The 22,320-nt window shown below is 61.9% G+C and carries 19 protein-coding genes; 7 read left to right on the top strand and 12 right to left on the bottom strand.

Going from position 1 to position 22,320, the window contains the following annotated elements; genetic code table 11:
* Nucleotides 1-77 precede the first annotated feature (77 nt).
* Nucleotides 78-1,211: a 4-hydroxyphenylpyruvate dioxygenase gene (gene hppD, locus LMG28727_RS25090; protein WP_201645008.1), complete on the top strand. Its 1,134-nt coding sequence runs from the start codon at nucleotides 78-80 to the stop codon at nucleotides 1,209-1,211.
* 102 nt (nucleotides 1,212-1,313) lie between these two features.
* Here hppD and LMG28727_RS25085 read toward each other — a convergent pair whose 3' ends face one another.
* The 7 genes from LMG28727_RS25085 to LMG28727_RS25055 form a co-directional block, all read right to left on the bottom strand.
* Nucleotides 1,314-1,946 (bottom strand): helix-turn-helix domain-containing protein, encoded by a 633-nt coding sequence (locus LMG28727_RS25085; protein WP_201645007.1) that lies wholly within the window; start codon nucleotides 1,944-1,946, stop codon nucleotides 1,314-1,316.
* Between the two features lie 171 nt (nucleotides 1,947-2,117).
* Nucleotides 2,118-2,513, bottom strand: coding sequence for a RidA family protein (locus LMG28727_RS25080; RefSeq protein WP_201645006.1), 396 nt, complete (start codon nucleotides 2,511-2,513; stop codon nucleotides 2,118-2,120).
* A 45-nt stretch (nucleotides 2,514-2,558) separates the two neighbouring features.
* On the bottom strand, nucleotides 2,559-3,383 hold the full coding sequence (locus LMG28727_RS25075; protein ID WP_201645005.1) for an isocitrate lyase/PEP mutase family protein: 825 nt from the start codon (nucleotides 3,381-3,383) through the stop codon (nucleotides 2,559-2,561).
* Nucleotides 3,384-3,425: 42 nt separating this feature from the next.
* Nucleotides 3,426-3,968: a carboxymuconolactone decarboxylase family protein gene (locus LMG28727_RS25070; protein WP_201645004.1), complete on the bottom strand. Its 543-nt coding sequence runs from the start codon at nucleotides 3,966-3,968 to the stop codon at nucleotides 3,426-3,428.
* 519 nt (nucleotides 3,969-4,487) lie between these two features.
* Nucleotides 4,488-4,790, bottom strand: a complete 303-nt coding sequence (locus tag LMG28727_RS25065; protein WP_201645172.1) for a DUF4148 domain-containing protein — start codon at nucleotides 4,788-4,790, stop codon at nucleotides 4,488-4,490.
* A 171-nt stretch (nucleotides 4,791-4,961) separates the two neighbouring features.
* Nucleotides 4,962-6,047: an aldose epimerase family protein gene (locus LMG28727_RS25060; RefSeq protein ID WP_201645003.1), complete on the bottom strand. Its 1,086-nt coding sequence runs from the start codon at nucleotides 6,045-6,047 to the stop codon at nucleotides 4,962-4,964.
* A 33-nt stretch (nucleotides 6,048-6,080) separates the two neighbouring features.
* Nucleotides 6,081-7,322 carry a XylR family transcriptional regulator gene (locus LMG28727_RS25055; protein WP_201645002.1) on the bottom strand — a complete coding sequence of 414 codons (1,242 nt, stop codon included), beginning with the start codon at nucleotides 7,320-7,322 and terminating at the stop codon, nucleotides 6,081-6,083.
* A 366-nt stretch (nucleotides 7,323-7,688) separates the two neighbouring features.
* On the opposite strand from LMG28727_RS25055, the gene xylA reads away from it, so the two are divergent.
* The 6 genes from xylA to LMG28727_RS25025 all read left to right on the top strand — a co-directional run bounded on the left by xylA (nucleotide 7,689) and on the right by LMG28727_RS25025 (nucleotide 16,094).
* The gene (gene xylA, locus LMG28727_RS25050) at nucleotides 7,689-9,011 is read left to right on the top strand and encodes a xylose isomerase (RefSeq protein ID WP_201645001.1); all 1,323 of its coding nucleotides are present in this window, start codon (nucleotides 7,689-7,691) and stop codon (nucleotides 9,009-9,011) included.
* A gap of 164 nt (nucleotides 9,012-9,175) precedes the next feature.
* Nucleotides 9,176-10,204 (top strand): D-xylose ABC transporter substrate-binding protein, encoded by a 1,029-nt coding sequence (gene xylF / locus LMG28727_RS25045; RefSeq protein WP_201645000.1) that lies wholly within the window; start codon nucleotides 9,176-9,178, stop codon nucleotides 10,202-10,204.
* 90 nt (nucleotides 10,205-10,294) lie between these two features.
* Nucleotides 10,295-11,854, top strand: a complete 1,560-nt coding sequence (gene xylG / locus LMG28727_RS25040) for a D-xylose ABC transporter ATP-binding protein (RefSeq protein WP_201644999.1) — start codon at nucleotides 10,295-10,297, stop codon at nucleotides 11,852-11,854.
* Nucleotides 11,851-13,050 carry a sugar ABC transporter permease gene (locus tag LMG28727_RS25035; protein ID WP_201644998.1) on the top strand — a complete coding sequence of 400 codons (1,200 nt, stop codon included), beginning with the start codon at nucleotides 11,851-11,853 and terminating at the stop codon, nucleotides 13,048-13,050. The genes xylG and LMG28727_RS25035 overlap by 4 nt, the downstream gene beginning before the upstream one ends.
* A gap of 263 nt (nucleotides 13,051-13,313) precedes the next feature.
* Nucleotides 13,314-15,584, top strand: a complete 2,271-nt coding sequence (locus LMG28727_RS25030) for a xanthine dehydrogenase family protein molybdopterin-binding subunit (protein ID WP_201644997.1) — start codon at nucleotides 13,314-13,316, stop codon at nucleotides 15,582-15,584.
* A gap of 51 nt (nucleotides 15,585-15,635) precedes the next feature.
* A complete protein-coding gene (locus LMG28727_RS25025; RefSeq protein ID WP_201644996.1) occupies nucleotides 15,636-16,094 on the top strand; it encodes a (2Fe-2S)-binding protein in 459 nt (152 codons plus the stop codon).
* Between the two features lie 222 nt (nucleotides 16,095-16,316).
* Here the strand turns inward: LMG28727_RS25025 and LMG28727_RS25020 are convergent, their stop codons facing one another.
* Genes LMG28727_RS25020 through LMG28727_RS25000 form a run of 5 tightly spaced genes read right to left on the bottom strand, consistent with a single transcriptional unit; the run spans nucleotide 16,317 to nucleotide 21,918 of the window.
* Nucleotides 16,317-17,849, bottom strand: a complete 1,533-nt coding sequence (locus LMG28727_RS25020) for an efflux transporter outer membrane subunit (RefSeq protein WP_201644995.1) — start codon at nucleotides 17,847-17,849, stop codon at nucleotides 16,317-16,319.
* Complete coding sequence (locus LMG28727_RS25015) at nucleotides 17,846-18,928, bottom strand: efflux RND transporter periplasmic adaptor subunit (protein WP_201644994.1); 1,083 nt, start codon at nucleotides 18,926-18,928, stop codon at nucleotides 17,846-17,848. The genes LMG28727_RS25020 and LMG28727_RS25015 overlap by 4 nt, the downstream gene beginning before the upstream one ends.
* The gene (locus tag LMG28727_RS25010) at nucleotides 18,925-19,134 is read right to left on the bottom strand and encodes a DUF1656 domain-containing protein (RefSeq protein ID WP_201644993.1); all 210 of its coding nucleotides are present in this window, start codon (nucleotides 19,132-19,134) and stop codon (nucleotides 18,925-18,927) included. Before LMG28727_RS25010 ends, LMG28727_RS25015 begins: the two co-directional genes overlap by 4 nt.
* A gap of 39 nt (nucleotides 19,135-19,173) precedes the next feature.
* Nucleotides 19,174-21,276 (bottom strand): FUSC family protein, encoded by a 2,103-nt coding sequence (locus tag LMG28727_RS25005; protein WP_201644992.1) that lies wholly within the window; start codon nucleotides 21,274-21,276, stop codon nucleotides 19,174-19,176.
* Between the two features lie 6 nt (nucleotides 21,277-21,282).
* Nucleotides 21,283-21,918, bottom strand: coding sequence for a MarR family winged helix-turn-helix transcriptional regulator (locus tag LMG28727_RS25000; protein ID WP_201644991.1), 636 nt, complete (start codon nucleotides 21,916-21,918; stop codon nucleotides 21,283-21,285).
* Nucleotides 21,919-22,320 lie beyond the last annotated feature (402 nt).

Here is a 22,320-nt window from a genome sequence, read left to right as displayed (position 1 = left end):
CGGCGGTAGCACGACGGCACGCACCGAACATCGGAAACACCGGATTTAGCGTCGAAAGACTGTACAAGGAGATTGCCATGCCCAGCGACTTGCCCACACCAGACGTCGCGCTGCGCGCCGTGTCGGCGCCTGAGCACAATCCGCTCGGCACCGCCGGCCTCGAGTTCGTGGAGTTTGCCGCGCGCGATCCGCAGGCGCTCGGCGAGACCTTCGCCAAACTCGGCTTCAAGGCGGTTGCACGCCATATCAGTAAGGACGTCACACTGTATCGGCAAGGCGAGATGCAGTTTCTGATCAACGCCGAGCCCGACTCGTTCGCGGCGCGCTATGCCGAGGAATATGGCGCGGGCATCTGCGCAATCGGCATTCGGGTCGCCGACGCGCAGCGTGCGTTCGACCGCGCGATCGAACTCGGCGCATGGGCGTTCGAAGGCGAGAAAACCGGCGCAGGCGAACTGCTGATTCCGGCGATCCAGGGCATCGGCGATTCGCACATCTATTTCGTCGACCGTTGGCGCGGGCGTGGCGGCCAGCGCGGCGGCCTCGGCGATATCTCGATCTTCGACATCGACTTCCGGCCGATCGAAATCGACACCGCGCATGCCGATCTGAGTCACGTGGGCAACGGCCTCGTTGCGGTCGATCATCTGACACAAACGGTCGGTGAAGGCCGGATGCAGGAATGGGTCGACTTCTATCGCGACCTGCTCAATTTCCGCGAGATTCACGAGTTGCACGCGAACTGGCATGTATCGGCGGAGTCGCGCGTCATGGTGTCGCCGTGCGGCGCGATTCGCGTTCCTCTCTATGAAGAGGGCACGCGCCGGACCAGTCTGATGCACGAATATTTGCCGGATCACCCTGGCGAAGGGGTGCAGCATATCGCGCTAGCCACCGACGACATCTTCGCGTGCGTCGAGCAGTTGCTCGCCAACGGCGTCGAATTTGTCGAGCCGCCGCCGCGTTACTACGAGCAACTCGACGCGCGTTTGCCGGGCCATGGACTCGATGTTGAACGCCTGAAGCGCACGCACGTTCTGGTCGACGGCGAAATCGGCGCGGACGGTATACCACTGCTGTTTTTCCAGACCTTCGTGCGTCGCCGCACAGGCGAGATCTTTTTCGAAATCGTACAGCGGCAGGGGCACCACGGATTTGGTGAAGGCAATCTAAGCGCGTTGGCGCAGGCGCGCGAACAGGCTGGTGCCTGACTTGAGGTGAGGGCGGCTCGCAGACGGTACGAGCGGCGTGAAGTGGCGTGGCGAACTACTACAGGTCACGACGCGAGCACCCGCGGCCGCGCATCATCGGCGTTATTTCTTCGACGACTCAATCGTGGCGGCCACTGGCGGAATATCTGCGCGGGTCGCCATCCACAACACTTCGGCATCTTCTTCGCTGGTTGAAACGGCCGCATGCCCCGTGCGGCTGTCGAAATACAGGCTGTCGCCAGCATTCAGATGGGTCGGCGCATAGAGCTCCGAATAAAGACACACGCTCCCACTGATCACATAGAGAAATTCTTCGCCCTCGTGACGGCCCCAGTCGTCGAACGCGTCGAGCGTATGCGCGGAGATGCGGATACGAAACGGCAACATCGCCTTGTGCGCGAGATCCGTTGCCAGCAATTCCATCTGATAGCCACGATACGCGTGGCGCTGCCCTTCGTTCTTGCGCGTCAGCGCGCGCCGGCCACTTGCATTGACTTTCGGCGTGGAGCCGAACAACTCGCCAATCTCGATCTTCAGTCCAAGGACGATCTTTTGCAGAACGTCGAAAGTGGGGGACATCAGGCCATTTTCGACTTTGGAGAGCGTAGAGCGCGAGACGCCGCAGAGGCGGCTCGCAGTCTCCAGCGTCAGATCCTGCGCCTGACGTGCGGCACGCACGCGGCGGCCGAGGTCGGTGGTTGACGGGTCGGCGGGCTTCGTGAGGTGGGTGTCCATGGGGTTTGCTGCTTGTCCAGTACGCACTTTGACGATGGCGGATTGTGTTTCCGATAATAACATCGGGCATCGCCATTGAATCTGGACAGAGTGCGAGAAAAGGCGTGGCGCGGACCCCAAACATCCACGCGTTTTTCTCATCGGAAACCCTGGGCGCTTGACTGGCCTCCGTTATTGGACTGCTGCGACGCAGTCGATCTCGATGTCGAAATGCCCGGGCCATGCCGGTACATTCACGAAAATCCGCGCCGGTGGATCGACGGGAAAGTACCGCTGGTACACCGCATTCACCGCGGCGAACTTCTCAACTGACGTGCAGTAGACGTTGCACTTGAGCACGTGCTCCAGCGACGAACCTGCAGTTTCCAGGCATAGCTTCATCTGCTCCAGAACCAGTTCGGTTTGACGCTCGATCGGAGCATCGATCACCTCGCCGGTGGCAGGATCGAATGGCGGAAAGCCCGACACGTAGACCGTGTCGCCATGGCGGGTGACGGCGGAAGTGGGTGCCTTCCAGTTTTCCAGGTAGGTCGACAACGGTTCAACACGAATGATTTCACGAGCCATCGTTCACTCCATGCAAAGGGCGAGCGCGTTCCCAGGTATTGAGCTTCACGCGCGGTCCTTGAAAATACCGTTGAGCTGCGAGCCAGGCGCCGCGCCGTCGAAGCCGTCGAAGCGTCCATCGGCCAGCGCTTTCGCCGCGTGGATAAAGCCGCCCCATGCGGAGCGGGCCAGCGCGCCGCCGACGCTGATCCGCCGCACGCCGAGCGCGGCGACTTCCTGCAGCGTGAAATTCGAACTTGAGCCGATCAGCAGGTTGACGGGTTTGGGCGCCACCGCGGCAACCACCGCTTCGATCTGTTCGCGAGTCTGGATACCCGGCGCGTACAGGCAGTCGGCGCCTGCCTCGGCATAGGCTTTGAGCCGCGCAATCGCGTCGTCCAGATCGGGCCTTCCCACGACAAAATTCTCCGCCCGTCCGACCAGCAACGTATCGCCACCCGTTTCGTCGATGGCGCGACGTGCCGCGCTGAGCCTCGCGACGGCGACATCGATTGGGAGCAGTGGCGCGGCGTCGTTGCCGGTCGAATCTTCAATCGACAACCCCGCCACTCCGGTTGCGACCGCCAGCCTGACGCTTTCGGCCACCTCGGCAGGATCGCGGCCGAAGCCGCTCTCGAAGTCGGCATTGACCGGCAGGTCGGTCGCTTCGACGATGCCGCGCAGATGCGCGAGGATGGCTTCGCGAGGCAGCGAGTTGTCGGCGTGGCCGGTGGACCACGCAAAACCCGAACTGGTGGTGGCAAGCGCTTGAAAGCCGAGGGATTGCAGGTAACGGGCGCTGCCCGCATCCCATGGATTGGGCAACACGAAACAGCCGGATTGATGCAGTTCACGGAAGGCGGCGCGTTTCTCGGCAATAGTGCGGGACATATCTTGTCTCCTCGTATGAACGGAGCGGCGGCTCCGCGTGGATCATGCAGCTTCGGGATGGACCACTGGAAAGTCTATTTCCGTATCGAACGCATTGTTGATCAAATTCGTCATCGTGAACTGCGCGCTCAACGCGATGATGTCGACGATATTTGCTTCGCTGAAGCCCGCTTCCCGCACCTTGCGAAAATCGTCATCGGATACCTTGCCGCGCGTTTGCATCAGCTTTTTCGCAAACGCTACCGCAGCTTCGGTGCGAGGGTGCTCTGAATGCCCGAGCCGGTTGCGGCGGATCTCGTCATCCGAAATATTCGCCATGGTCGACGCGACGTACGTGTGAGCGGACAGGCAATAGTGACACGCATTGACCTGCGAAACCGCGAGCGCGATGCCATCGCGGATTTTTGCGTCGAAGGTTTTCGACAGCGGGCCTTGCAGGCCGGCCCAGCCGTTCAGTGCAGCAGGGCTCAGCGCCATGATACGGAACAGATTCGGCGTCATTTTCAACTGTCTGGTGACGGTGTCGAGTACCGGCCGCGAGGCGTCGGGTGTCTGGTCGACGGCGGGAATGGCGATGCGTGTCATGGTCGTTGTCCTGATCGATTGAGAGAGTGAGTCGAAAGGCGTTTGTGCCTCGGCTTGATCAGAAGTCTAGGGTTGGTGGCTTTGCACGGGGTCCGCGAAACCGTTCCAAAAGTCCGAATTCGAGAACCCATGGGTAAACGAAAATCGGCGCGTTGTATCGACCGTTTCAGGTCGGTACAACGCGCCGATAGAGCCCGCGTTGGAAGATGCGCGAAACGCCTGCCAGCTTCGTCGCTGATGAGGTGCGCTGACCTCGGTCGCTATCAGTGCGGCCCTGGTCTTCAGCCCGCCGGCAAACCCGGTCAAGTAGAAGCGTCGCGCGTCAGCAGGGAAATTTGCGGCACACGGAGCGGTGCGGGTGCAAAAAAAGGAAAAGCAGAAAGGCGCTAAAGCGAGGACTGCACGACACACGGGTTAGAAAACTTAGAAAACTGCCGACCAAACGCGAAAGCGAGTGCATGCTTATAAAAACATGCACTCGCCTCACAACCGCAAAACAATGAGTTGCTTACCAAACGCCTACTGCTGCGCCGGAGCGGTGGCACCATTGCCGCCCGTTTGCGACGACCCGGTCGCCGTTGTGCCGTAGCCCGTTGTATCGGCCCGCGCTGCGTTCTGCGCGGATACACGCGCTTCGGCGGCCTGAATATCAGCGGGATAGACTGCGTCGGTGGCGACAGCGGGGTTGTATCCCGCATCTTCGAGTTGCTTCAACTGAGCCTTGACCTCGGCACGAGTGAGCGGTTGCTCCGATTGTGCAAACGACACGACCGGGGCAACGACGACAACGGTTAGCGCCACAGCTTTGATCAACGATTTCATCATGCTTCCCTCCGGGATTGTCTTATCCGGCACTGCGACACTTTCCAGTACCTGTTTATGGAGTCTAGGAAGTGCCCGACCTGGGGGAAACCATTGGTACGCTAATTCAGTATTGCTTCAAACAGTAAGTCGGCGGGATGTAATGTGCGCTCAAAAATGCGGTGGATCGCGTTAGACGCCTTTACGCACATCGACCCGATAGGCGGTGACCTGGCGGTACGTATCGCCAGGGCGCACGATCACGTCTTCCTGTCCGTCCATATTGATCTGGTTCGGAAAGCCGCCTGCTTCAAGACACAAGCCGGCGTGCGTTTGATATTTGACGCCGCCACGTCCCACGTCGCCATTCAGAAAGTTGCCGGAATAAAACTGTAAGCCGCGCTGATCGGTCAATACCGTCAATTCGCGTCCGCTGCCTGGGTCGTACGCTCGCGCGACCTCACGCAACGACGGCGCGCTTGCGGCGCCGCTTGCATCGTGCGCTGCGCGCAGCACGTAGCAATGATCGAAACCACCGGCTCGCGCCAGTTGCGAGTGCGGCCAGTCGAGTCTTGCACCAATCGGCGCGCTCTGGCGGAAGTCGAATGCATTACCCGCGACTTCCGCCAGGTTGGATGGAATCATCGTGGCATCGACTTCGAAGAACTGATCGGCGTCGATCGATAACATATGCCCGCGGACGTCGGCGCCTGGCCGCCCCGTCAGGTTGAAGTACGCATGATTCGTCAGGTTGAGCGGCGTCGCAGCGTCGGTGATTGCTTCGTACTCGATGGTCAACGTGCCGTCGTCATCGAGCGAATAGCGCACTTGCGTGGTCACGTTGCCCGGAAAACCAGCGTCGCCTTCAGGCGACTCCAGTCGCATCAGCAACGCGCCGTTATCTTCGCTGACGTCCCATATCGCGCGATGAAAACCCACCGTGCCGCCGTGCAGCAGGTTCGTCCCTTCGTTACGGTCGAGCGTGTACTCGATGCCATCGAGCGTGAAGCGCGCATCGGCAATGCGGTTGGCCCAGCGACCGATCAAGCCGCCCATGTAGGTGGTCGCCGCGACATAGTCGGCGGCCGTGTCGTGGCCGAGCAGGATGTCGCCAAGACGTCCCGCCCGATCCGGCGCGTGCCACGAAACCAGCGTCGCGCCGAGGTCGCTAATGGCGACTTTCATACCGTGCGCATTTCGCAGCGTATAAAGGCGGACGCGGTCGCCGCCGTGCAATGTGCCCCACGGCTCGGAAGATAGTTGTGCGATGCTGATCATGTCGTCAGTGGGATTAGAAGAGAAAAGACTGGCTCAGCCGGGTGCGGGCGCGGCGGGTGTCGAGGGGGTTGGAGCGGCATTAGCGCGCTCCTGGTATTCGCGCGGCGTACAGCCCAACTCGCGACGAAATACCGCGTACATGTATTGCAGCGACGTGAAGCCGCAACGAATCGCAACTTCTGCACTCGACGCATCGCGCTTCGCCAATAGCGCTTTCGCGACATCGAGCTTATGGCGCAGGATTTCCTGATGCACGGTGCACTTGCGTTCGCGCCGGAAGTACTCTTCAAGCGATGAACGCGACACGCCTACGTAATCCGCGACCTGTTCGGTGCGAATTCCCTGACACGCATACTGACGGATGAAGTGCCGCGCGCGCATCACATACGGACTCGTCAGCGGCTGATGCTGGGTCGATTCGAGCACGTTGATGCCGACCGGCGGTACGAGAATGCGCCGGCCTGGAAAGCGTGCGCCATGCAGCATCTGATGCAGGACGTGCGCAGCGGTGCGGCCCATTTCGCCGGTACCCTGGATCACCGACGACAGTGGAATGCGGGTCAGCGTGCGCGTGAGCGGATCATTGTCGATGCCGATAATTGCGACTTCTTCGGGCACCGAAATGCCCGCAATCAAACACGCCTGCAACAGATGCCGTGCGCGTGCATCGGTCACCGCAATAATGCCGACGGGCTTCGGCAATTGCTGCAACCAGGCCGTGAGTTGTTCGGTTGCCTGATTCCATGACGGAGCGCTGGTCGACAGGCCGCGATAAACCTCGGCGTCGATTTGCGCCGTGCTGCGTCCATCGGCGCGGCGCAGATGAGCGAACGCGAGTTCGCGCTGTTGCGCCCAACGGTTTTCCTGCGCTTGCGGCAAGCTGTACAGCGCAAAGTGTTCGAGGCCCGCGCCGATCAGATGCGTATAGGCGAGCGACACGAGCTTGCTGTTATCGGTCGCGATATAGGGTAAGTCCGGGGGGTAGTGCGCCGGGTCTTCAAACGATGACCCCACCGCGACCACCGGCAATGGACAGTCGCGCAGTGCTTCACCCACGGCGGGATCGTCGAAATCCGCGATGATGCCGTCGCCGTCAAAGCGCTCGATGCCGGTCAGCCGGCAGCGGAAATCTTCTTCGAGAAAAAGGTCCCACGCCACGCGCGTCGATAGCAGGTAGTTGCCGATGCCGGCGATGATTTCGCGGTCGTAGACCTTGTTCGCGTTGAACAGCAGCGCGATCCGGTGGGTCGTCTGGGGTGTTTGCGGACGGGGCATGGCGATAAGCGGCGCGAGGCGGTACTGGTAGTCAGTACAAACCCGAGCGCCTTTGTCTCCTGTTGGCGGCGCTTTACGCAGCACCGTTTTTAAGCGTCCGGTTATTCTAGGCCCCGAATTGCGCGCTGGGACGAAACAAACGCGCGGGCGGTAAGAAACATCAAGCGTGCTGCGCAATTTCGCAATTGCCTAGGCATCTGGCAAGCGGCAGCATGGCGTCACCTTGTCAACTGGTGCGGTTTTCGTCGCACGGGTTGCGGTGCATGGGACTGGAGTAAGTGCTAAAGCGCTAACTCCAGTCGACCGCGGTGCATGGGACTGGAGTAAGCGCTAAAGCGCTAACTCCAGTCGACAAAGGAGACGCCCATGTCCTACTTCGAACATATTGCCGAGATCCGTTACGAAGGCCCGCAATCCGATAACCCGCTTGCGTACCGTCATTACGACAAAAACAAACGGGTACTCGGCAAGACGCTCGAAGAACATCTGCGTATCGCCGTGTGCTACTGGCATACGTTCGTGTGGCCGGGCGTCGATATCTTCGGTCACGGAACCTTCACGCGCCCCTGGCAGCAACCGGGCGACGCGATGGAGCGCGCACTGCAAAAAGCCGATGCCGCGTTCGAGTTTTTCTCGAAGCTCGGCACGCCGTTCTACACGTTTCACGATACCGACGTCGCGCCCGAAGGCACGAACCTGAGAGACTATAGCGAGAACTTCCTTCGCGTGACCGATTACCTGGCTCGCAAGCAGCAGGATACCGGCATCAAGCTGTTGTGGGGCACGGCCAATCTGTTCTCGCATCCGCGCTATGCCGCAGGCGCGGCAACCAGTCCGGACCCGGAGATTTTCGCGTTTGCAGCGACCCAGGTGCGCCACGCGCTCGATGCCACGCAACGGCTCGGCGGCGCGAATTATGTATTGTGGGGTGGCCGCGAAGGCTACGACACGCTGCTCAATACGGACCTCCAGCGCGAACGCAATCAACTCGCGCGCTTCCTCCATATGGTCGTTGAGCACGCACACAAGATCGGCTTCAAAGGCTCGCTATTGATCGAACCGAAGCCGCAGGAACCGACCAAGCATCAATATGATTACGACGTTGCAAGCGTGCATGGCTTTCTATTGCAATACGGACTCGAGAAGGACATTCGGGTAAACATCGAAGCCAATCACGCGACACTTGCTGGACACTCCTTCCATCACGAAATTGCCACCGCTTATGCGTTGGGCATTTTCGGCAGCGTCGACGCGAATCGGGGTGATCCACAAAACGGCTGGGATACGGACCAATTCCCAAATAGTGTTGAAGAACTCACGTTGGCCTTCTACGAGATTCTCAAGCATGGCGGGTTTACCACGGGCGGCATGAACTTCGATTCGAAAGTACGGCGGCAAAGCGTCGATCCGGAAGATCTGTTCTATGGCCATGTGGGTGCAATCGACAACCTCGCGCTCGCTGTCGAGCGCGCCGCAGTATTGATCGAAAACGAACGTCTCGATCAGTTCAAACGTCAGCGATATGCAGGTTGGGAGGCGGAGTTTGGTCGCAAGATCATCTCCGGCGACTACTCGCTGTCCACGCTCGCCACGGAAGCATTGGCGCGCGGCATCAACCCGCAGCATGTCAGCGGTCAGCAGGAAAGGATGGAAAACATCGTGAATCAGGCTATTTATAGCGGACGCTAAAAAGCACTCGGCGTTCGCAATAAAAGAAGAAGTACCACACGAAAAGCGCGCGGCCAGATTGACTGCGTTAAACGAGAAGGTTGGGGTTGTCGCTTGTCCGGTTTGTGGCTTGTAGCACAGGCCGTCCAATCCGGTATTCCGGCTATTAGAAAATGGAGTGAGACATGAAATTTGCAAAACGTCGTGCCGTACTGAGTTCCCTCGTGAGCGGAGCAGTGCTCGCCAGCCTGTCTCTTGCCGCGCCGCTCGCGCACGCAAGCAAGGACCATCCGGAAATCGGTTTCTGTATCGACGACCTGCGCGTCGAACGCTGGTCGCGCGATCGTGACTATTTCGTCGCCGCCGCAGAAAAACTCGGCGCGAAGGTATCGGTGCAATCCGCTGACGCAAGCGAAGAGCGTCAGGTTTCGCAGATCGAAAACCTGATCTCGCGCGGCGTCGATGTGATCGTGATCGTGCCGTTCAATTCGAAAGCACTCGGCAATGTGATTGCCGAAGCGAAGAAGGCCGGCATCAAGGTCGTGTCGTACGACCGTCTGATTCTCGACGCAGATGTGGATGCCTATATCTCGTTCGACAATGAAAAGGTCGGGGAAATGCAGGCGCAAGGCGTCTATAACGTGCAGCCGAAGGGCAACTACTTCCTGCTCGGCGGCGCGCCGACCGACAACAACGCGAAGATGCTGCGTGCTGGCCAGCTCAAGGTGCTGCAACCCGCAATCGACAAGGGTGACATCAAGGTGGTGGGTCAGCAGTGGGTGCCGGAATGGAGCGCGTCGACCGCGCTGCGCATTGCGGAAGATGCACTGACCGCCAACAACAACAAGATCGACGCAATCGTCGCTTCGAACGACGGTACGGCAGGCGGCGCGATCCAGGCGCTGGCCGCGCAACACATGGCGGGCAAGGTGCCGGTGTCGGGTCAGGATGCGGACCTCGCGGCAGTCAAGCGGCTGGTCGCCGGTACGCAGACGATGACGGTGTACAAGCCACTGAAGCTGATTGCCGGCGAAGCGGCGAAACTCTCGGTGGCGCTTGCCAAGGGCGAAAAGCCTAACTTCAATGCGCAATACGACAACGGCAAGAAGAAGGTCGACACGGTGCTGCTGCAACCTACGTTGCTGACCAAGGCCAACGTCGACATCGTCGTCAAGGACGGCTTCTACACCCAGGCCCAGCTCGCGAGCCAGTAATCGTAACGCGTGTGCGATTGACCGCGGCACGCGTGAAGCGTGTCGCGGCGAATCGTGATCGATCGCGCACCTTGCAGCGAGGCATTTCGAATGACGCAACCTCTATTGACGATGCGCGGCATCGTCAAAGCTTTTTCCGGCGTGAAAGCGCTCGACGGTATCGATCTGACGGTCGCGCCGGGCGAGTGCGTCGGCTTGTGCGGCGAGAACGGCGCAGGCAAATCGACGTTGATGAAAGTGCTGTCCGGCGTGTACCCGCACGGGACATGGGACGGTGAAATAACCTGGGAAGGCCAAACCTTAAAAGCGGCCAGCGTACGCGACACCGAGCGTGCCGGGATCATCATCATTCACCAGGAATTGATGCTGGTGCCGGAGTTGTCGGTCGCGGAGAACATTTTTCTCGGCAATGAAATCACGCTGCCTGGCGGCCGGATGAATTACGCCGCCATGTATCAGCGGGCCGATGAACTGTTGCGTGAACTCGGCATTAGCGGCATTAACGCCGCGCAGCCGGTGATGAACTACGGTGGCGGTCATCAGCAGTTGATCGAGATCGCCAAGGCGCTGAACAAGCGCGCCAAACTGCTGATTCTCGATGAGCCGTCGTCGTCGCTGACCTCGTCGGAAATCCGCATTCTGCTCGACATCGTGCGCGATCTGAAACGGCGCGGCGTGGCTTGCGTGTACATCTCGCACAAGCTCGACGAAGTGGCTGCGGTTTGCGACACGATCAGCGTGATTCGCGATGGCCGTCATGTCGCCACCGAGCCGATGCAATCGCTCACGACAGACCGCATCATCGCGCTGATGGTTGGCCGCGAAATCAAGAACCTGTTCCCGCGTGAGCCGCATCCCATTGGCGATGTCATCTTCGAAGCGCGCAACGTCACCTGTTTCGACGTCAACAATCCGCGCCGCAAGCGCGTGAGCGATGTGTCGTTTTCGCTTCGACGTGGCGAGATTCTCGGCGTAGCCGGTCTGGTCGGTGCGGGCCGTACCGAATTGATGGAGGCGATCTTCGGCGCGTATCCCGGTGTGAGCGAAGCCACGGTCGTGCTGGAGGGCAAGACGCAAAAAATTCGCGCGCCCATCGACGCGATTCGTGCAGGCATCGCGATGGTGCCGGAGGATCGCAAACGTCACGGCATCGTGCCGGGGCTGAGCGTCGGACATAACATCACGCTCGCGGTGTTGGGACGCTTTGCGAAAGGTGGACGAATCGACTCCGCCGCCGAACTCGACACGATTCACACGGAAATGAAGCGGCTGTCGGTTCGTGCCGCGCATCCGATGCTGTCGATTGCGAGCCTGTCGGGCGGCAATCAGCAGAAGGCCGTGCTGACGCGCATGCTGCTGACCGATCCGAAGGTGCTGATTCTCGACGAACCCACGCGCGGTGTCGACGTCGGCGCGAAGTATGAAATCTACAAACTGATTTTCCAGCTGGCACAGCGCGGCATGTCGATCGTGATGGTGTCGTCCGAATTGCCCGAAGTACTTGGCATCAGCGATCGCGTGCTCGTGATCGGCGAAGGCGAATTGCGCGGCGATTTCGTCAACGACGGCCTGACGCAGGAGGACATTCTCAGCGCGGCGATCCGCCCTGTCCAGCCATTCCCGAACCCAACTGCAGCGAGTGCCGCATGACCCCCGACGTTACTACTCAACGCGCTGACGCGACTGCTCCACGAGGCGCACTCGGCAGTTCACAGCGTCTTCAGCAACTCTTTGCGCGCTACAAGATTCTCGCGTTGCTGATCGCCGTGGCCGTGATCTGGATTTTCTTTTCCGCGCTGACGCATGGTGCGTTCGTCACGCCGCGCAATCTGTCGAACCTGCTGCGGCAAATGTCGATTACCGGCATGCTCGCATGCGGCATGGTGTTTGTGATTATTGCCGGCGAAATCGATCTGTCGGTTGGATCGTTGCTCGGGCTGCTCGGCGGCGTCGCGGCGATTTTCGACGTGAACCTGCACTGGCCGATCGCCGTCACGTTGCCGGTCGTGATGCTGCTCGGGGTGCTCGTCGGCTTGTTCAACGGCTGGTGGTCGACCTATCGCCGCGTGCCGTCGTTCATTGTCGGGCTCGGCGGCATGCTCGCCTATCGCGGCATTCTGCTCGGCGTGACGGGGGGATCGACGATCGCGCCGGTGTCGGACAATTTCGTGTTCGTCGGACAGGGCTACCTGCCGCGTCTCGCAGGCGATTCGCTGGCCGTCGTATTGTTTTTGCTGCTGGCGTTCCTGACGATACGTCAGCGGCAAAACCGCGAGCGTTATCAGTTGCCCGTGGTGCCGTTCTGGCAGGACGTGGCGAAAGTGATTGCCGCGGGCGCGATTCTGGCGGGCTTCGTGGCGACGCTCGATCGTTACGGCGGCATTCCGGTACCGGTTCTGCTGTTGCTCGCGTTGCTCGGCATCTTCACGTGGATCGCGACGCAGACCGTGTTCGGCCGCCGTATTTATGCGGTGGGTTCCAACCTCGAAGCGACGCGTCTGTCGGGCGTCAACACGAACCGTGTGAAGCTCGCGATCTTCGCGTTGATGGGGCTGATGTGTGCGTTCGCCGGGGTCATCAACACCGCGCGGCTCGCGGCCGGCTCGCCGTCGGCGGGCTCGATGGGCGAACTCGATGCGATCGCCGCGTGCTTTATCGGCGGAACCTCGATGCGTGGCGGCTCCGGCACCGTATACGGCGCATTGATCGGCGCGCTGGTGATGGCCAGCCTCGATAACGGCATGTCGATGCTCGACGTCGACGCGTACTGGCAGATGATCGTCAAGGGCGGCATTCTCGTGCTGGCCGTGTGGATCGACGTCGTGTCGGGATCGAACCGCCGCTGAGCGTGGTGTAAATAGACGCTGTACACGAGGAGCGCCAGTGCAAGCCGGCGCCCCTCGTCATTTAATGAAACGCCCCGCGATTTACGTCCTTCCGCCACATTCGCTGCATCCCCCGCCCTAACGCGGTCTGAGCCGAGAACACGAATTTAAGTCTCTCGCCCACTGCGCCGTCTTATTACCATTCCGAAGAAACTGCGTGGCGCAACTCATTGCCCGCGCTTTCCCAGCTTTCCTGCCATCGTGAAGGCGGATCGAGCCACGTTATGTTAAAGCGCAGAACCTTCCTGCTTGGCGGCGCGGGTGCTTTCGGCGCGTTGCTGGTCGGATGGTCCGTGTTGCCGCCAGGTCAGCGTCTGACCACGTCGGCGCCGTTGCCCGCGCAAGGCGCGCAGATCGCGTTGAACGGCTGGGTCAAGATTGCCGCCGACAACAGCGTGACGATCATGATGTGCAAGGCGGAAATGGGGCAGGGCATCCATACCGGTCTCGCGATGTTGCTCGCCGAAGAACTGGACGCCGACTGGTCGCAGGTACGTGTGGAAGATGCGCCGATCGACAATATCTACAACAGCGTGCAAAGCATCATCGACGACCTGCCGTTCCGTCCCGACGACGACAGCATCGTGAAGCGCAGCACGGTCTGGTACACCCGCAAGCTGATTCGCGAGGTTGGCACGATGATGACCGGCGGATCGTCGAGTATCAACGATCTTTGGACACCGATGCGTGAGGCCGGCGCGTCGGCGCGCGCGATGCTGATCGGCGCGGCCGCCGAACAATGGCACGTACGTGCCGACGAATGCCGCGCCGAAAGCGGCCACATCGTGCATCCATCGGGACATCAGGCGAGCTTTGGCGAGTTGTCGTCGATGGCTGCGCAGCAGGCGTTGCCGCGCAACGTCAGGCTAAAAAGTCCCGCCGACTTCAAGCTGATCGGCAAGCCGGTACGCCGCCTCGAAACGGCGTCGAAGATCAACGGCACGGCACGCTTTGACATCGACGTGCTGCCCGACGGCCTGCTGTATGCCAGCGTCGTGATGTGCCCGACATTGGGCGGTGCGGTCGCGCACTTCGACGCGATACCCGCCGCCGCCATGCCGGGCTTCATCAAGGCGTTTGCGTTTCCGCCGTACGGTGGAGGCACAGGCGGCGTCGCGGTCATCGCGGACAACCCGTTTCGCGCGATGAACGCAGTGACGGCGATCAACGTGGACTGGGCCAATGGCGCGGCGTCGACAGTGTCGAGTGCGAACGTGGATGTCCGCCTCGCGCAGGCGCTCGATGACAGCGACGGTCACGCGTACTTTCATCGTGGCAATGTCGATGCCGCGATGAGGGGCGCGGCGCGCACCGTCGCCGCCGAGTATCACGCGCCGTACCTTGCCCATGGCGCGGTCGAACCGGTCAATTGCACCGTGCAGGTCGCGGATGGCGCAGCGACGATCTGGGTCTCGACGCAAGTGCCCGCACTCGCTCGGCAGCATGTCGCCAAGGCGCTGGATATCGACGCCGATAAAGTCGATGTGCAAACGCAATTGCTGGGCGGTGCGTTCGGGCGGCGGCTGGAACTCGATTTCATCGCGCAGGCGGCCGTGATTGCGCGCGAGGGCGGCGGTCGTCCGGTGCAAACGATCTGGTCGCGGGCGCAGGATTTCACCCATGACTTTTATCGTCCGGCTTGTGTGTCGCGGCTCGCGGCTGGCTTCGACGCCGCCGGCAAGCTGGTTGCGTGGCGCAGCACGTCGGCGAGTCAGGCGATCGTGCCGGAAGCGCTCGCACGTTATTACGGCCTGCCGCGCATTCCGATCGACAAAACCACTTGCGAAGGCGCGTTCGATCAACCCTACGAATGGCCCACTGCACGGGTTGCGCACAAGATCGTCGAGTTGCCGGTGCCGGTGGGTTTCTGGCGCTCGGTCGGCCACTCGCATCAGGCGTTCTTCACCGAGAGCTTCACCGATGAACTCGCCGTCGCCACCGGCCAGGACCCGATTGCTTTTCGTGCGGCGCTACTCGCCCAGCATCCACGGCATCTGGCGGTGTTAAAGCGAATCGCTGTGCTGTCGGACTGGGAGCATCCGCTGACCCATGCCGCCGACGGCGCACCGCGCGCACGCGGTGTTGCGCTGCATGAAGCATTCGGTAGTGTCGTCGCTCAGGTGGCGGAGGTGTCGATCGGGCCGGACAACGCGATTCGTGTGCATCGGGTGGTGTGTGTAATCGATTGCGGACTGCCTGTGAATCCGAACCTGATCCGTCAGCAGATGGAAAGTGGGATCGTGTTCGGTCTGTCGACCGCGTTGCAGGACGAGATCACGATTGTCGGCGGCCAGGTGCAGCAGAAAAATTTCGTGGATTTTCCGGTGGTGCGGATGAACGACTGTCCGGTGATCGAGACCGACATCATGCCGAGCCAGATGCACCCGCAAGGTGTCGGCGAGCCCGGCGTGCCGCCGGTTGCGCCAGCCGTGGCGAATGCGGTGTTTGCGCTGACGGGCAAGCGCTTGCGGAAGTTGCCGTTGAAGCTCGATTGAAAGTCGGACCTGCATCCGGGCCAGACAAAGGCAGCAATTCAGGAGACGAGGATGGGATCGCTAAACATCAATGGGCTGGCCGTTGCCGTGCAGGCCGACCCTGACATGCCGCTGTTATGGGTGCTGCGTTGCGACCTCGGCATGACCGGGACCAAGTTCGGCTGTGGCGTGGGCATTTGCGGCGCCTGCACGATTCATCTGGATGGCGCCGCCTGTCTGTCGTGTCAGACGCTGATGTCGAGCCTGCATACGCAGAAAATCACGACCATTGAAGGCGTTCAGGGCCCGGAAGCGCAGGCACTCAAAGCCGCATGGATCGATCTCGACGTCGTGCAATGCGGCTATTGCCAAAGCGCGCAGCTGATGGCGGCGAGCGCGTTGCTCAAGCAAAAACCGCATCCCACCGACGCCGATATCGACGCGGCCATGAGTCATATCGTGTGCCGGTGCGGCACGTATCCGCGCGTGCGGGCAGCGATTCATCAGGCGGCGAACCGGGCTGCTGCCTGACACCGGCAGGACGCGCCGAACGCGCCGAACCCAACGCGCTCAATTCGTGAGCATTTCCACGACTGCAACGACCGCCGTGAAGATGCCGATGCATCCGCCCAACGAAACTACGCCGCGCATGAAATCCGACATACGTGCCTCCAAAAGTGGCTGGTTGATGGCACGTATTTAACCGGATTTGAAAGCTAAAAGAAAGCTTGTCAAAAACAATGCGTCGGCAGATCAGGGCGCTTTCGTGGGTGTAGCGGTTGCCGTCGTTGCGGGCGAGGCGGGCACGTTCTTGCCCGAACTCGCCGCTGGTGCACCCTGCGCAGCCGGATCCGTTTCCCAGCCGCCGCCCAGCGCGAGGAACAGATTGACCTGGTCGACCGCCACCTGGCCTTCTGCTGCCGCCACTTGCGACTTCGTCGAGGTCAGCGTGCGCGTTGCATCCAGATCCGAGATAAACGATTCACGTCCCGCGAGATACAGCCGGTGCGTTTCATCGGCCGACTCGCTCGCCGACTTCAACGCAGCACGCAGCGACTCGGCACGCGCGTAATCGGACGCATAAGTGGCGAGATTGGTCTCGGTCTCGCGCAGCGCCGTCAACACCACGCCGTCGAACCTGGCGAGCGCGACATTGCTCGACGCCTCCGCCTCACGCACCCGGCCGCGCGCGCCGTTGGTCGGAAAGTTCCAGTTGATCAGCGGACCCAACGCCCAACGCGCGGTCGGCAAGGTCGGGATGTCTTCGAGAATCCCGGTATAGCCCGCCGATGCGCCGAAGCTGATCGTCGGATACAACGCGCCGGTGGCCACGCCAATACGCGCCGTCGACGCCGCCAGTTGACGCTCGGCCTCGCGCACATCGGGACGACGCTTGAGTAACCCCGCGCCGTCGCCAACCGGAATCGGTTGATGGATTTGCGGCAGCCGGTCACACGCCAGCACCGCTGGCGGCAGGTTGGACGGCGCACGGGCCAGCAGTGCAGCAAGCTGGTATTGCGCGATCTTGCGACGCGCCGTGTAGCGCGGAATATCCGCCGACAACGTATCGACCTGAGTCTGGCCGCGCGTCACGTCGGGCTGATTGCCACGCCCCGCATCACGCAGACGGCGCGACACGTCCACGCGCTGCTTCTGCAATGCGAGCGACTGTTGCGCGATCCTGAGTTCCTCGGCGGCCGAGCATTGTTCGACGTAAGCGCGCACCACGTCCGCGACCACGTTGATCCGCGCGAGATCGCCAGCGGCCTGCACGGACTCGGTATCGGCCTGCGCCGCTTCCACGCCGCGCCGCAGTTTGCCGAACAGGTCGAATTCGTACGAAATGCTGATGCCGAAGTCGCCCTCGTTCGCGACCGGCAGTTTCTCGAACAACAGGTATTGTTCCGCCGATTCCTGCGCGCGTTCGACCGCTGCCGATGCTTTGCCGGAGAAGCCGCCCTGCGCCTGCGCGATGCCCAGCGCTTCACGCGAGCGCGCGAGGTTCGCGGCTGCGACACGCAGGTTGGTGTTCGATTGCAGCGCTTCGTCGACGAGGCTGTTCAACACCGGATCGTCGTACATCTTCCACCAGATGGCGGGCACGTTCGCTTGCGAGGTCAGCGCGGTGTCGGAACCTTCGATCGACCCATTGGCGAGCGGCGCGTTGATCATCGCCTGCTGCGGCAACGAATAATTGGGGCCGACCGTCGTACAGCCGTTGAGCGCAATGGCCAGCGGTAAAAGCGGCAGCAGCGGCAGGAAGGGCAGGGAGCGCGGCAGCTTCATTGCGACGCGCCCGAAGAGGTGGCGGCGGAGGCCGGTTGCGCCGCTGAAGCAGCGGGAGCCGCGGAGTTGGCCGAAGCCGAAGCCGAAGCCGAAGCCGAAGCCGAAGCCGAAGCCGAAGCCGAAGCCGAAGCCGAAGCCGAAGCCGAAGCCGCGTCAGGAGCCGACGCGTCCACCGCGCCCGACGCGCCCGGCGCCGGCCGCCTTCTCACCGGCGACAGATCCTGCACCGACACCGTCGCGGTTCGCCCCGCGATCATGCGGAAGTCGGCAGGCACTTCATCGAGTGCGACACGCACAGGAATCCGTTGAGCAAGCCGCACCCAGCTAAACGCCGGATTCACGTTCGGCAGCAGATTCGAACCTTGCGTGCGGTCACGGTCCTCGATGCCGGCGACGATACTCTGCACATGCCCACGCAGCAGCGTCGGCTCGCCCATCACCGAGATATCGACCCGCTGGCCGATGTCGATCCCGCGCAACTTGGTTTCTTCAAAGTAACCGTCGACGCGGAACGAATGCATATCCACTACGGCGACCACTGCGCGGCCTGCCGAGACGAACTCGCCGGCGCGCGGCGCGCGATCATTCAGATAACCGTCGACCGGGCTGTGGATCGTCGAGCGCTGCAGGTTCAGCTTCGCGGTATCGATCGCCACGTTCGCATCGGCGAGCGCGGCTTCGCCCGCTTCGACACGCGAGCGGCTTTCTTCCGCGACTTCGGCAGCGACGAGGTTGCCGAGCTTGCGGTTACGCGCATCTTCGCGGCGCGCCTGATCGAGCGTTGCGCGACGCTGCTGCGCGGTGGCTTCCGCCTGACGCAGTGCGAGCGTATAGCGCGCCTGGTCGATCACGAACAGCACCTGCCCTTGCTTGACCTGCTGGTTGTCCACGACCTCGACCGACGAGATCAGCCCCGAGATATCCGGCGCAACCTGAATCACGTCGGCGCGTACGTGCCCGTCGCGGGTCCATGGCGCGAACATGTAATAGGCGACCAGTTTCCACAGCACCAGGGCTGCAACCACGACGACGATCAGGGTCAGCAGAATCTGACCGACGGAGAACCAGGTTTTTTTCACGTTATTAGTCTGTGCGAAACGACAACGACAAGGCCCAGCACCAGCACATAGATGCCGAGATCGAAGATGGAACGATGCCAGACGAGCCGGTAGAAACCGACGCGCGCCAGCACCGTGCGGATGACCAGATTGATCAGATAGGCGATCAGCATCAGCACGAGAATGGCTGGCACGAATACGCCGAAAACATCGATTTCACCGATCATCGCGATAACTGGAAAAGAGTGGAGAGCGGATTGGGCGCATCAGGCGGCGGTCTCCGATTCGGGCGGCGTCGGTTTTACCAGCGTGGCCGGAAACAGCGAAAGACGCAAGCCGACCAGCGCGTGCAGCGCGTCGCGCAACAGGCGTGCCGAGGTTGACGAGGTTGCGGTTGGCGCGGCGGCATTGGCGAGCCCTTGCGAGACGACGCGCGCGAGCGCGGTGTCGATCGACGCCATCAGGCTCTCCGGCACCGTGACACGCTTGCGGTCATTGACGCAGTCTTCGTAGTAAATACGCACTCCATCCAGTACGTTGGCGATCTCGGCCGGTGATTCGCCGCCGAGCTTGCGGGTCAGCCGGCGCAGGTCGAGCGCGTTGAACGCGATGCGCAGATCGCGGAAGCTTTCAATTGACGGGTGACGGTGATCGTCGGTGGCGGCCAGGCGCGGGATCAACTGCATCAAACGGTCGAGCATGCGCGCGGCCAGGTTGCGCGGATCTTCGATCGGCAACGTCGACGCGGTCAACGCCACGTCGGCCCAGCTGGAGCGCAGCAGGCGCGACGCCGCGAGTTCGGCGCCGAACGGGCGCGTCACGCGCGTCCAGATATACGCGTACAGCAGCCCGGCCAGCCCCGCGAGATTGCTGTTCATGAACACGAGGAAGTTCGCGTCGTACGCATCCTGAATGCTGATGAAGGTCGCCGTGTTCACCGCGACCAGCACCGTCGCCATGTTGAACTGCGGACGCGGGATCAGCGTGCCGACCAGGATGAACGGCGCGGCGAACAGGATCACCAGCATCGGAAAGTCGTGCACGTGCGGCAGCACCGCGAACAGATAGATACCTGCGGCGACCACGCTGATGCCGGTCGCGAGGAAAAAGCGCATCACCATCGGCGCGGGTTCGTCGAGCGCGGCGAAGAAGCAGACGGCCACGGCGGCCAGCGTCACCGCGCCCGCGCCGTCGTTCCAGCCGGAGCTGATCCAGATGCTGCACGCAAGCACCACCGCTGCGGCCGCCGAGCCGGTCGAGAACAGCATGATGCCGCGATCGTAGAAGCGCGCGGTGCCGCCCAGCCGCCAATGGCGAAAATGCGGCCGCCACGAGCCCTGTTCGCGCGTGATGATGACGCGCAGCGAACAGCAGTCCTGCCATACATCGATCACCTGCTGCATGCGCCACAGCGCGTTGGAGAGTAACGCGCCGTCCCAGCTTGTCAGCGCGGCCGCGGGCGGCTTCATCGCCGCGATGCGGGCGCGCAATGCGTTGGCGGTTTCGTCGGCGTGATAGCCCTGGCTGGGCGCGGGCAGCGGCTGCCCGAACCACTTGATCACATCGTTGAGCAGCGCTTCGAGACCTTCGGGCCAGGTTTGCCGGCCGCTGTTGTACAGCGCGATCAGCGGATCGGCGAGCGATGACATGATCGGCAGAAACAACTGCATGCGTCCGCGCAACTCATGCGCGCGGCCCACCACGTCGGGGCGGGTGTGGTCGTAGGCAAGCTGGCTCAGCAGCAGTTCCAGACCGTTGATGATGCCCGCGAGCCGTTGCCGCGCACCCGAAATCTGCGCGCCGGCGATCCGGCCGGACAGCGTTTCGGTGGCGTAGAACGCGGCGTCGCGGAACCACGCGTCGGTTCGCTCGATGATGGTGGGCGCGAGCCGGCTCGGTAACAGCACGCTTCCCACCACGCTCGCGCACACAATGCCGACCAGAATTTCTTCGGTACGGCTGACAGCGAGATCGAACACGCCGGCGGGATTGGTGACCGAGGGCAGCGCGATGATCGGCATCGTGTAGCCGGCCAGCATGAACACATAGCTGCGCGCGGTGCGGTCGGACACGGCGAGATACAGGAGGGTGCCGGTCCACAAGGCGACGATCACGCTGAACAGATATGGCGATTCGACGAACGGCGGCACCAGCAGTACCGCGGCCGACGCGCCGAGCGCGGTACCCAGCGCCCGGTACAGCGCCTTGGAACGGGTCGCGCCAACGAACGGATTCGACACGATGTAGACGGTGGCCATCGCCCAGTACGGCCGCGGCAGTTCGAACCACAGGCCGATGTAGAGCGCGATCATGGCCGCGGCGAAGGTCTTGACGGAGAACAGCCAGTCTCGAAGGGTGGGGTAGACCATAAACCGTTACGCCGGATCGTCGGCGTCATGCGGCGACGCGATGTCTGCGCCGCCTTGATTGTTGTGCGCTTTGGCGGCCCCGCGGCCCGCGCCGGCGGCTTGCGCGGCCTTGGCGGCTTTGCCGGGGGCATCGCGTTCTGCGCGTTGAGAGGGCGGTCGACCACGTGAATGACCCGGCTCGCGTTTGGCGCTGCCCGGATCGGCACGTTCTGCGGCGTCGCTCGTGAATGCCTCCAGCACGCGCAACGCCGCTTCGAGATCGCTGCGCGACACGCCTTTTAACGCTTGCGCTCGCAGCGTGACGAGTTCCTCTTCCATTCGGGCGGTGACAGCGCGGCCTTCTTCAGTCAGCACCACGGTTTTCGCGCGCCGGTCTTCGGGATCTTCGTCGCGGCGCATCAGGCCGGCCGCACAGAGCTGATCGAGCAAACGCACGAGCGACGGCCCTTCGATTCCGACATGATCGGCCAGCGTGACCTGACGCACCGCCGAGCCGAGCCGGCTGGCGGTTAGCAGAGGGGTGGCGCACGCTTCGGACACATTGAAGGCCGCCAGCACGCCGTGACTCGTGCGCCGCCATTTTCTGGCAGCGACGACCAGGGTGCTGCTGACAGTACGGCGCAGGGCATCGAGATTCGGCATGGCCGGTATTGTATTTCCAAAAGATTCGTTAGCAAGCTATTGAATTGGAAATTTTTGCAATACTGCGTTGAGGTGCGGCTGCCATGCAACAACCGCAGTGAAATGGTTGAATTTTGGCCGCGCAGTGGGTTCGCTGACGGGAAGAATATCCACGCGGCATCAAGTCGATATTCCGCCCATGCGCGGTGAATCGTGCACGCACCAAGGTCGACTAGAGGGTAGTGTGACTGAGGAATTTGACAGTGCGTCGCGTGTCACGCGCAAGGTAGGGGTTCGATGAGGGTGCACGCTGCGTCGCAGCGTGCCCGGTCAGCGAGCCGGTCGCGACTTGAATGATTTGAACGCTGACGTAGCGGTGGGCCATCAAGCGACCATCGGGCCGTGCCGATCCGCCAGCCGTCA

This window comes from Paraburkholderia metrosideri, from assembly GCF_904848625.1.
Taxonomy (GTDB): Bacteria; Pseudomonadota; Gammaproteobacteria; order Burkholderiales; family Burkholderiaceae; genus Paraburkholderia; species Paraburkholderia metrosideri.
Note: the sequence above shows the minus strand (reverse complement) of the source record. Positions and strands in the feature narration are given on the sequence as shown.

Coding starts and splice junctions, on each gene's coding strand:
- LMG28727_RS25065 (WP_201645172.1), bottom strand. CDS start 4,790: ATGAAATCGTTGATCAAAGCTGTGGCGCTAACCGTTGTCGTCGTTGCC.
- LMG28727_RS25005 (WP_201644992.1), bottom strand. CDS start 21,276: ATGGTCTACCCCACCCTTCGAGACTGGCTGTTCTCCGTCAAGACCTTC.
- xylF (WP_201645000.1), top strand. CDS start 9,176: ATGAAATTTGCAAAACGTCGTGCCGTACTGAGTTCCCTCGTGAGCGGA.
- xylA (WP_201645001.1), top strand. CDS start 7,689: ATGTCCTACTTCGAACATATTGCCGAGATCCGTTACGAAGGCCCGCAA.
- LMG28727_RS25025 (WP_201644996.1), top strand. CDS start 15,636: ATGGGATCGCTAAACATCAATGGGCTGGCCGTTGCCGTGCAGGCCGAC.
- LMG28727_RS25010 (WP_201644993.1), bottom strand. CDS start 19,134: ATGATCGGTGAAATCGATGTTTTCGGCGTATTCGTGCCAGCCATTCTC.
- LMG28727_RS25075 (WP_201645005.1), bottom strand. CDS start 3,383: ATGTCCCGCACTATTGCCGAGAAACGCGCCGCCTTCCGTGAACTGCAT.
- LMG28727_RS25070 (WP_201645004.1), bottom strand. CDS start 3,968: ATGACACGCATCGCCATTCCCGCCGTCGACCAGACACCCGACGCCTCG.
- xylG (WP_201644999.1), top strand. CDS start 10,295: ATGACGCAACCTCTATTGACGATGCGCGGCATCGTCAAAGCTTTTTCC.
- LMG28727_RS25020 (WP_201644995.1), bottom strand. CDS start 17,849: ATGAAGCTGCCGCGCTCCCTGCCCTTCCTGCCGCTGCTGCCGCTTTTA.
- LMG28727_RS25000 (WP_201644991.1), bottom strand. CDS start 21,918: ATGCCGAATCTCGATGCCCTGCGCCGTACTGTCAGCAGCACCCTGGTC.
- hppD (WP_201645008.1), top strand. CDS start 78: ATGCCCAGCGACTTGCCCACACCAGACGTCGCGCTGCGCGCCGTGTCG.
- LMG28727_RS25055 (WP_201645002.1), bottom strand. CDS start 7,322: ATGCCCCGTCCGCAAACACCCCAGACGACCCACCGGATCGCGCTGCTG.
- LMG28727_RS25035 (WP_201644998.1), top strand. CDS start 11,851: ATGACCCCCGACGTTACTACTCAACGCGCTGACGCGACTGCTCCACGA.
- LMG28727_RS25080 (WP_201645006.1), bottom strand. CDS start 2,513: ATGGCTCGTGAAATCATTCGTGTTGAACCGTTGTCGACCTACCTGGAA.
- LMG28727_RS25030 (WP_201644997.1), top strand. CDS start 13,314: ATGTTAAAGCGCAGAACCTTCCTGCTTGGCGGCGCGGGTGCTTTCGGC.
- LMG28727_RS25060 (WP_201645003.1), bottom strand. CDS start 6,047: ATGATCAGCATCGCACAACTATCTTCCGAGCCGTGGGGCACATTGCAC.
- LMG28727_RS25085 (WP_201645007.1), bottom strand. CDS start 1,946: ATGGACACCCACCTCACGAAGCCCGCCGACCCGTCAACCACCGACCTC.